This is a genomic window from Klebsiella sp. X1-16S-Nf21, assembly GCF_002837615.1.
GTDB lineage: Bacteria > Pseudomonadota > Gammaproteobacteria > Enterobacterales > Enterobacteriaceae > Klebsiella > Klebsiella variicola.
This window is the reverse complement of the sequence record NZ_PJDK01000125.1, coordinates 1-8,708: the sequence shown is the minus strand read 5'-3', so window position 1 is coordinate 8,708 and position 8,708 is coordinate 1. Positions and strand designations below refer to the sequence as shown.

The following is an 8,708-nucleotide window of genomic DNA, read 5'->3' as shown; positions in this document are numbered from 1 at the left end:
GCTATCCGCGCATCGCCTGCATTATTGAGGCTGATATGTACCAGCTGGCGCAGATCCCGCTGGGGCAGCCGATCCACTTTGTCGCCTGCTCGCTGGAGGATGCCTTAAAAGCACGGGCCGATCGCCAGCGTTATCTTGAACAACTGGCCTGGAGACTCCACGATGATGATTGATCTCAATGCCGATCTCGGGGAAGGGGGCGCGAACGATAGCGCGCTGCTCCAGCTGGTCTCGTCGGCGAATATCGCCTGCGGCTTTCATGCCGGCGACGCCGGACTGATGGTGCAGAGCGTACGCGAGGCGCTGAAGTACGGCGTGGCGGTGGGCGCCCATCCGGGATACCCCGACCGGGAAAATTTTGGCCGTACGGCGATGGATCTGCCGCCGGAAACGGTCTATGCCCAGATGCTGTATCAGATTGGCGCCCTGGCGGCGATCGTTCAGGCGCAGGGCGGCGAGCTACAGCATGTGAAGCCGCACGGCATGCTCTATAACCAGGCGGCCAAGTCGCCGCCGCTGGCGGACGCGATCGCCCGCGCGATCCGTGATGTTAACCCGAAGCTGGTGCTGGTGGGGCTGGCGGGCAGCGAACTGATCCGCGCCGGGCAGCACTATGGTCTGACGACGCGCCAGGAGGTGTTTGCCGACCGCGGCTACCTGGCCGACGGTAGCCTGGTGCCGCGCAGCCAGCCCGGCGCGCTGATCGACAGCGAAGAGCAGGCCCTGGCGCAAACCCTCGAGATGGTGCAGCACCACCGGGTGCGCAGTATCAGCGGCGAGTGGGCGAACGTGGTGGCGCAGACGGTGTGTCTGCACGGCGATGGCCCGCACGCGCTGGATTTTGCCCGCCGTCTGCGGGCGGCCTTTGCCGGGCGCCATATTCTGGTCAGCGCGCAACTGGACGCTGAAGCGTGACAACCTGAATGACCGCGAAGGAGAGGATGATGGCGGGAGTATTGCTCACCGGTTTTGAACCCTTTGATGGCGAAACGGTTAACCCTTCATGGGAAGTGGTGAAGCAGCTGGACGGGACGATGATTGCCGGGCAGCCGGTGATCGCCCGCCAGCTCCCCTGTGTGTTTGGCGAGGCGCTGTCGGTGCTTTACGCGGCGATAGAAGACCTGCAGCCGAGGCTGGTCATTGCCGTTGGGCAGGCTGGTGGTCGCGTCGATATCAGCGTTGAACGTGTGGCTATCAACGTCGATGATGCGCGCATTCCCGATAACAAAGGCCAGCAGCCTGTCGACACGCCGATCGTCGACGGGGGGCCGGCGGCGTGGTTCAGTACCTTACCGATCAAAGCGATCGTCAGCGCGTTGCGCGATCGCGGGATCCCGGCTTCGGTCTCCCAAACCGCCGGCACCTTCGTCTGCAATCACGTGATGTATGGTTTGCTACATAAGCTGCAGGAGCAGGCTGGCGTCAGGGGCGGCTTTATCCATATTCCATGGCTACCGGCGCAGGCGGCGGCCCATCCCGGCGAGCCGAGTATGGCGACCGCCACCGTGCGGGAAGCGCTGGAAACGGCCATTGCCGTGGCGCTGCGCCAGTCGGTGGATAGTAAACTGGGCGGCGGCGCCACCCATTAACAGAAGGATGACAGTATGCCGGAAGGTCCGGAGATCCGCCGCGCGGCGGATAAACTGGAGGCGGCAATCAAAGGCGAACCCTTAACCGATGCCTGGTTCGCCTTTCCGCAGTTGCAACCCTATCAAAGCCTGTTGATTGGCCAGCGGGTGACCCATATCGCCACCCGCGGCAAGGCCCTGTTAACACACTTCTCCGGCGGGCTGACCCTGTACAGCCATAATCAGCTGTATGGTGTCTGGCGCGTGGTTGACGCCGGGGAACAGCCCGCCTCTAACCGGGTGCTGCGCGTCAGGCTGCAGACCGCCCGCAAGGCGATTTTGCTCTATAGCGCCTCGGACATCGAGATGCTCACGGCGGAGCAGGTTGCCCATCACCCGTTTTTACTGCGCGTGGGGCCAGATGTGCTGGATATGACGTTAACCGTGGAGGAGGTGAAAGCGCGGCTGCTGTCGGCCAAATTCCGCCATCGTCAGTTTTCCGGCCTGCTGCTGGATCAGGCTTTTCTGGCCGGGCTCGGTAACTATCTGCGGGTGGAGATCCTCTGGCAGGTGGGATTAAGCGGAAAGCGTAAAGCCGCTGAACTGAGCGATAGTCAGCTGGATGCGCTGGCGCACGCGCTGCTGGCTATTCCGCGGTTGTCGTATCACACCCGCGGCCAGGCCGATGACAACAAGCATCACGGCGCGCTGTTTCGCTTTAAGGTCTTCCATCGCGACGGGGAAAGGTGCGAGCGCTGTGGGGGCGTGATTGAGAAGACGACACTCTCCTCGCGGCCGTTTTACTGGTGTCCTGGATGCCAGCATTAAGCCCGGCAGTCAGGCAGATAAAAAAACGCGCCAGGTGGCGCGTTTTTTTTCATCCGGACGGCAAGATTAGCGCTTAATGTCGGACTGGTAATCGCGTTTGGTGTAGCCAGTGTACAGCTGACGCGGACGGGCGATCTTCATGCCATCGCTGTGCATTTCGTTCCAGTGCGCAATCCAGCCCACGGTACGCGCCATGGCGAAGATAACGGTAAACATGGAGGACGGAATACCCATCGCTTTCAGGATGATACCGGAGTAGAAGTCGACGTTCGGGTAGAGTTTCTTCTCGATGAAGTACGGGTCGTTCAGCGCGATATGCTCCAGCTCCATGGCTACCTGCAGCAAATCGTCTTTGGTGCCCAGCTCTTTCAGCACTTCATGGCAGGTTTCACGCATCACGGTGGCGCGCGGGTCGTAGTTTTTGTAAACACGATGGCCGAAGCCCATCAGGCGGAAAGAGTCATTCTTGTCTTTCGCACGACGAACAAATTCCGGAATGTGCTCAACGGAGCTGATCTCTTCCAGCATCTTCAGCGCCGCTTCGTTGGCGCCGCCGTGCGCCGGTCCCCACAGGGAGGCGATGCCAGCAGCGATACAGGCGAACGGGTTAGCGCCGGAGGAGCCGGCGGTACGTACCGTCGAGGTCGACGCGTTCTGCTCGTGATCGGCGTGCAGGATCAGAATACGATCCATCGCGCGTTCAAGCACCGGATTGACTTCATACTCTTCGCACGGTGTCGCGAACATCATGCGCAGGAAGTTGCCGGCGTAGGAGAGGTCGTTGCGCGGATAAACAAACGGCTGGCCGATAGAATACTTGTAACACATGGCTGCCATGGTTGGCATTTTGGACAGCAGACGGTAGGCAGCAATCTCGCGGTGACGTGGGTTATTCACGTCGAGGGAGTCATGATAGAACGCCGCCAGGGCGCCGGTGATCCCGCACATCACGGCCATCGGGTGGGAATCGCGACGGAATGCATGGAACAGACGCGTGATCTGCTCATGAATCATGGTGTGGCGGGTGACGGTGGTTTTGAATTCGTCATATTCGGCCTGAGTCGGTTTTTCACCGTACAGCAGAATATAACATACTTCGAGATAGTTAGATTCGGTCGCTAACTGGTCGATCGGGAAGCCGCGGTGCAGCAGGATCCCCTCGTCACCATCGATAAACGTAATTTTAGATTCACAAGAAGCAGTGGATGTGAAACCTGGGTCAAAAGTAAATACGCCTTTTGAACCAAGACTACGAATATCAATAACATCCTGACCGAGCGTGCCTTTTAGCACATCCAGTTCAATAGCAGTGTCACCACCCAGGGTGATTTTTGCTTTAGCATCAGACATTTATGGTCTCCTTAGCGCCTTTATTGCTTAAGACTGCCGGGTGGTGGATTTGCTTTCGGCCCGCGCCTGCATACGTTACCAGTTTGTTATGTTGCACACAGCTCTGCGTCAGCGAAAAGGGCAGGGTACAGAGCAACGGCGCTTGATGGTACGTCCTTCAGGGCTGCGGTGAAACAACAGCAAATCAGCGTTTTAGCAGTCCGAATATTAAAACCTGTATACCACTAATAACTGTCCTGATTACATCGGTCAATACTGACACACTGTTACATAACTTATTCTCAGGTGAAAGAGTGACCCCATAACTTTTGAGCATTATTGCATTTAACTGGTAATGGTTGTAACAAGAATGTTTAATATTTGTCAAATCAGGTGATTAAAAATTAAAAAAATGTTGTTATCGTGACCTTGATCACTGTTCCGGAGAAAACCCAACAAACTATATGTAGGTTAATTGTAATGATTTTGTGAACGGCCTATACTGCGGCCAGGTCTCCGGAACACCCTGCAATCCCGAGCCACCCAGCGTTGTTTAGTGATGTTTTAATGCCTGAAAAGACGTTTTAACATGACTTCTGGTTATAGAAAGGACGCTGTCTGACCCGCAAGCAGACCGGAGGAAGGAAACAATAAGAACAGCATGTGGGCGTTATTCATGGTAAGAAATGTGAAAAAACAAAGACCTGTCAATCTGGATCTACAAACGATACGGTTCCCAATCACGGCGATAGCGTCCATTCTCCATCGCGTTTCCGGTGTCATCACCTTCGTGGCGGTCGGAATTCTGCTTTGGTTGCTGGGCACCAGCCTTTCCTCCCCTGAAGGTTTTCTGACGGCGGCCTCGATCATGGATAGCTTCTTTGTGAAGTTCATCATGTGGGGCATTCTCACCGCACTGGCCTATCATGTCGTTGTCGGTATCCGCCATCTGATGATGGACTTTGGCTACCTGGACGAAACCCTCGAAGCAGGGAAACGTTCCGCCAAAATCTCTTTTGTTATTACTGTCGTGCTTTCACTTCTCGCAGGAGTCCTCGTATGGTAAGCAACGCCTCAGCACTGGGACGCAACGGCGTACATGACTTTATTCTGGTCCGTGCTACCGCCATCGTTCTGACCCTCTACATCATCTACATGGTTGGCTTCTTCGCCACCACCGGTGAAATCTCATGGGAAGTGTGGACCGGATTCTTTGCCTCCGGCTTCACTAAAGTCTTCACTCTGCTGGCTCTCGTCTCCATTCTCATCCATGCCTGGATCGGGATGTGGCAGGTGTTAACGGACTACGTTAAACCACTGGCTCTGCGCCTGGTTCTGCAACTGGCTATCGTTGTGGCGCTGGTGGCTTACGTTCTTTATGGATTTGTTGTGGTGTGGGGTGTGTAATGAAATTGCCAGTCAGAGAGTTTGATGCTGTTGTTATCGGTGCCGGCGGCGCAGGTATGCGCGCGGCGCTGCAAATTTCCCAGAGCGGACAGACCTGTGCACTGCTCTCCAAAGTGTTCCCTACCCGTTCCCATACCGTATCCGCGCAGGGTGGCATCACCGTCGCGCTCGGTAACTCCCATGAAGATAACTGGGAATGGCATATGTACGACACCGTAAAAGGGTCAGACTATATTGGCGACCAGGACGCCATCGAATATATGTGTAAGACCGGCCCGGAAGCGATTCTTGAGCTGGAACATATGGGCCTGCCGTTCTCCCGTCTTGACGACGGCCGTATTTATCAGCGCCCGTTCGGCGGCCAGTCGAAAAACTTCGGCGGCGAGCAAGCGGCACGCACCGCGGCGGCGGCTGACCGTACCGGCCACGCGCTGTTGCACACCCTGTATCAACAGAACCTGAAAAACCACACCACTATCTTCTCCGAATGGTATGCCCTCGATCTGGTGAAAAACCAGGACGGCGCGGTGGTCGGTTGTACCGCCCTGTGCATCGAGACCGGCGAAGTGGTCTACTTTAAAGCCCGCGCCACCGTGCTGGCGACCGGCGGCGCAGGCCGTATTTATCAGTCCACCACCAACGCCCACATCAACACCGGTGACGGCGTCGGGATGGCCATCCGCGCCGGCGTTCCGGTGCAGGATATGGAAATGTGGCAGTTCCACCCGACCGGCATCGCCGGTGCAGGGGTGCTGGTCACCGAAGGTTGCCGCGGCGAAGGCGGTTACCTGCTGAACAAACACGGCGAGCGCTTTATGGAGCGTTATGCCCCGAACGCCAAAGACCTGGCGGGTCGTGACGTGGTGGCGCGTTCCATCATGATCGAAATCCGCGAAGGCCGCGGCTGCGATGGTCCGTGGGGCCCGCATGCGAAACTGAAACTGGATCACCTGGGTAAAGAGGTTCTGGAATCTCGTCTGCCAGGTATCCTTGAGCTGTCCCGTACCTTTGCTCACGTCGATCCGGTGAAAGAGCCGATCCCGGTTATCCCAACCTGCCACTACATGATGGGCGGTATCCCGACCAAAGTCACCGGTCAGGCGCTGACCGTGAATGAGAAGGGCGAAGACGTGGTGATCCCGGGCCTGTTCGCGGTAGGCGAAATTGCCTGCGTATCGGTCCACGGCGCCAACCGTCTGGGCGGCAACTCGCTGCTCGACCTGGTGGTCTTCGGCCGCGCGGCGGGCCTGCATCTGCAGGAGTCCATCGCCGAGCAGGGCACGCTGCGCGACGCCAGCGAATCGGATGTCGAAGGCTCGCTGGACCGCCTCAATCGCTGGAACAATACCCGCTCCGGCGAAGACCCGGTGGAAATCCGCAAAGCACTGCAGGAATGTATGCAGCACAACTTCTCGGTGTTCCGCGAAGGCGATGCGATGCACAAAGGTCTGGAGCAACTGAAAGTGATCCGCGAGCGCCTGAAAAACGCGCGTCTCGACGATACTTCCAGCGAGTTCAACACCCAGCGCGTCGAGTGCCTGGAGTTGGACAATCTGATGGAGACCGCGTTTGCGACCGCCGTGTCCGCTAACTTCCGTACTGAAAGCCGTGGCGCCCATAGCCGCTTCGATTTCCCGGATCGTGATGATGAAAACTGGCTGTGCCATTCCCTGTATCTGCCAGAGTCGGAATCCATGACGCGTCGTAGCGTCAACATGGAACCGAAACTGCGTCCGGCATTCCCGCCGAAGATTCGTACTTACTAATGCGGAGACAGGAAAATGAAACTCGAGTTTTCAATTTATCGCTATAACCCGGATGTTGACGACGCTCCGCATATGCAGGATTACACCCTCGAAGCGGAAGAAGGTCGTGACATGATGCTGCTGGATGCGCTGATCCAGCTGAAAGAAAAAGATCCGTCGCTGTCGTTCCGCCGCTCCTGCCGTGAAGGGGTTTGCGGTTCCGATGGTCTGAACATGAACGGGAAAAACGGTCTGGCGTGCATCACGCCAATCTCCGCGCTGAATCAGCCGGGCAAGAAGATTGTTATCCGTCCGCTGCCAGGATTACCGGTTATCCGTGATTTGGTGGTGGACATGGGGCAATTCTATGCACAATATGAGAAGATTAAGCCTTACTTGTTGAATAATGGGCAAAATCCTCCGGCTCGCGAGCATCTGCAGATGCCTGAGCAGCGTGAGAAACTCGATGGTCTGTACGAGTGTATTCTGTGCGCATGTTGTTCAACCTCGTGCCCGTCGTTCTGGTGGAACCCGGACAAGTTCATCGGCCCGGCTGGCCTGCTGGCCGCGTATCGCTTCCTGATCGACAGTCGCGATACCGAAACCAGCGAGCGCCTGGAAGGCCTGAGCGATGCTTTCAGCGTATTCCGCTGTCACAGCATTATGAACTGCGTCAGTGTGTGTCCTAAAGGGCTTAACCCGACGCGCGCCATCGGCCATATTAAGTCGATGCTGCTGCAGCGCAGCGCGTAAGCAACACGGTCTGTCCCGGATGGCGCTTGCGCTTATCCGGGCTACCAAAGCAGTAGCCCCGGTAGCGTTTGTGCCACCGGGAAATGAATACCCTAAATAATTCGAGTTACAGGAAGGCGGCGACGCAGCGAATCCCCAGGAGCTTACTCAAGTAAGTGACTGGGGTGAGTGAGGAAAGCCAACGCACATGTAACTTGAAGTATGAAGGGGATAGCAGGAAATCTTTAAAAACCGCCACAAGATGTACCAGTAATCGAGGCGTTCAGTGCGAGGTAAGGCGGCAACTGAGCGCATCCCCGGGAGCATAGTGAACTATGTGACCGGGGTAAGCGAAGGCAGCCAACGCAACCGCAGCCTGAACGCTGAAGATTAATGGCAGTTTTTAAAGGTTCCTTAGCGGATAGAAACCACAACTCGTCCGCAACAAGTGAACCCCGGCACGTGCACTCGGTGTGCGTGGTAGTTTCTACGGCGAAATAAGCATAAAAGTGCTTAAGGGATCACGATGCAGAACGGCGCAATGAAAGCCTGGCTGGACTCTTCTTTCCTCTCTGGTTCGAACCAGAGCTGGATAGAACAGCTCTATGAAGACTTCTTAACCGATCCTGACTCTGTTGACGCCAACTGGCGTTCGATGTTCCAGCAGTTACCTGGCACCGGAGTTAAACCGGATCAATTCCATTCCAAAACACGTGATTATTTCCGTCGACTGGCGAAGGATGCCTCACGTTACACTTCTTCGATTTCCGACCCTGACACCAATGTGAAGCAGGTTAAAGTCCTGCAGCTCATCAACGCATACCGTTTCCGTGGCCACCAGCATGCGAATCTCGATCCGCTGGGACTGTGGAAGCAAGAGAGAGTGGCGGATCTTGATCCGGCCTACCACGATCTGACCGAGGCCGATTTCCAGGATAGCTATAACGTAGGTTCATTTGCCATCGGTAAAGACACGATGAAGCTGGGCGACCTGATTGCCGCCCTCAAGCAAACCTACTGCGGCTCCATCGGCGCGGAATACATGCATATCACCTCTACTGAGGAAAAACGCTGGATCCAGCAGCGTATTGAATCGGTA

General features: G+C 56.4%; 9 protein-coding genes and 1 pseudogene. 9 read left to right on the top strand and 1 reads right to left on the bottom strand.

From position 1 onward, the window contains the following. The 4 genes and pseudogenes from CW267_RS30210 to nei form a co-directional block, all read left to right on the top strand. A pseudogene (locus CW267_RS30210) lies at nt 1-173 on the top strand (allophanate hydrolase subunit 2 family protein); the annotation flags it as partial. Then, nucleotides 163-915, top strand: coding sequence for a 5-oxoprolinase subunit PxpA (gene pxpA / locus CW267_RS29040; protein ID WP_012542430.1), 753 nt, complete (start codon nt 163-165; stop codon nt 913-915). The pseudogene CW267_RS30210 and the gene pxpA, both read left to right, overlap by 11 nt. A gap of 29 nt (nt 916-944) precedes the next feature. Continuing rightward, a complete protein-coding gene (gene pcp, locus CW267_RS29035) occupies nt 945-1,589 on the top strand; it encodes a pyroglutamyl-peptidase I (protein WP_012542429.1) in 645 nt (214 codons plus the stop codon). 15 nt (nt 1,590-1,604) lie between these two features. Next, entirely contained in the window at nt 1,605-2,396 is a 792-nt protein-coding gene (nei, locus tag CW267_RS29030; protein ID WP_008805682.1) for an endonuclease VIII, read from the top strand. Nucleotides 2,397-2,462: 66 nt separating this feature from the next. On the opposite strand, the gene gltA is transcribed toward nei, so the two are convergent. After that, nucleotides 2,463-3,746 (bottom strand): citrate synthase, encoded by a 1,284-nt coding sequence (gltA, locus tag CW267_RS29025; RefSeq protein ID WP_008805683.1) that lies wholly within the window; start codon nt 3,744-3,746, stop codon nt 2,463-2,465. 640 nt (nt 3,747-4,386) lie between these two features. On the opposite strand from gltA, the gene sdhC reads away from it, so the two are divergent. From sdhC to CW267_RS28990, 5 genes are all read left to right on the top strand, one after another. Further along, a complete protein-coding gene (gene sdhC, locus CW267_RS29010) occupies nt 4,387-4,791 on the top strand; it encodes a succinate dehydrogenase cytochrome b556 subunit (protein ID WP_004142216.1) in 405 nt (134 codons plus the stop codon). Next, the gene (gene sdhD, locus CW267_RS29005; protein ID WP_002894949.1) at nt 4,785-5,132 is read left to right on the top strand and encodes a succinate dehydrogenase membrane anchor subunit; all 348 of its coding nucleotides are present in this window, start codon (nt 4,785-4,787) and stop codon (nt 5,130-5,132) included. Before sdhC ends, sdhD begins: the two co-directional genes overlap by 7 nt. Next, the gene (gene sdhA, locus CW267_RS29000) at nt 5,132-6,898 is read left to right on the top strand and encodes a succinate dehydrogenase flavoprotein subunit (protein WP_008805685.1); all 1,767 of its coding nucleotides are present in this window, start codon (nt 5,132-5,134) and stop codon (nt 6,896-6,898) included. The genes sdhD and sdhA overlap by 1 nt, the downstream gene beginning before the upstream one ends. Nucleotides 6,899-6,913: 15 nt before the next feature. Next, nucleotides 6,914-7,630 (top strand): succinate dehydrogenase iron-sulfur subunit SdhB, encoded by a 717-nt coding sequence (sdhB, locus tag CW267_RS28995; RefSeq protein ID WP_008805686.1) that lies wholly within the window; start codon nt 6,914-6,916, stop codon nt 7,628-7,630. A 505-nt stretch (nt 7,631-8,135) separates the two neighbouring features. After that, nucleotides 8,136-8,708, top strand: a 573-nt coding sequence (locus CW267_RS28990) for a 2-oxoglutarate dehydrogenase E1 subunit family protein (RefSeq protein ID WP_413773666.1), incomplete at its 3' end; no start/stop codon positions are given.

What these genes read in the sequence shown, in the direction of transcription:
- gltA (WP_008805683.1), bottom strand. Translation starts at nt 3,746, where the DNA reads ATGTCTGATGCTAAAGCAAAAATCACCCTGGGTGGTGACACTGCTATT.
- pxpA (WP_012542430.1), top strand. Translation starts at nt 163, where the DNA reads ATGATGATTGATCTCAATGCCGATCTCGGGGAAGGGGGCGCGAACGAT.
- sdhA (WP_008805685.1), top strand. Translation starts at nt 5,132, where the DNA reads ATGAAATTGCCAGTCAGAGAGTTTGATGCTGTTGTTATCGGTGCCGGC.
- nei (WP_008805682.1), top strand. Translation starts at nt 1,605, where the DNA reads ATGCCGGAAGGTCCGGAGATCCGCCGCGCGGCGGATAAACTGGAGGCG.
- sdhC (WP_004142216.1), top strand. Translation starts at nt 4,387, where the DNA reads ATGTGGGCGTTATTCATGGTAAGAAATGTGAAAAAACAAAGACCTGTC.
- sdhB (WP_008805686.1), top strand. Translation starts at nt 6,914, where the DNA reads ATGAAACTCGAGTTTTCAATTTATCGCTATAACCCGGATGTTGACGAC.
- pcp (WP_012542429.1), top strand. Translation starts at nt 945, where the DNA reads ATGGCGGGAGTATTGCTCACCGGTTTTGAACCCTTTGATGGCGAAACG.
- sdhD (WP_002894949.1), top strand. Translation starts at nt 4,785, where the DNA reads ATGGTAAGCAACGCCTCAGCACTGGGACGCAACGGCGTACATGACTTT.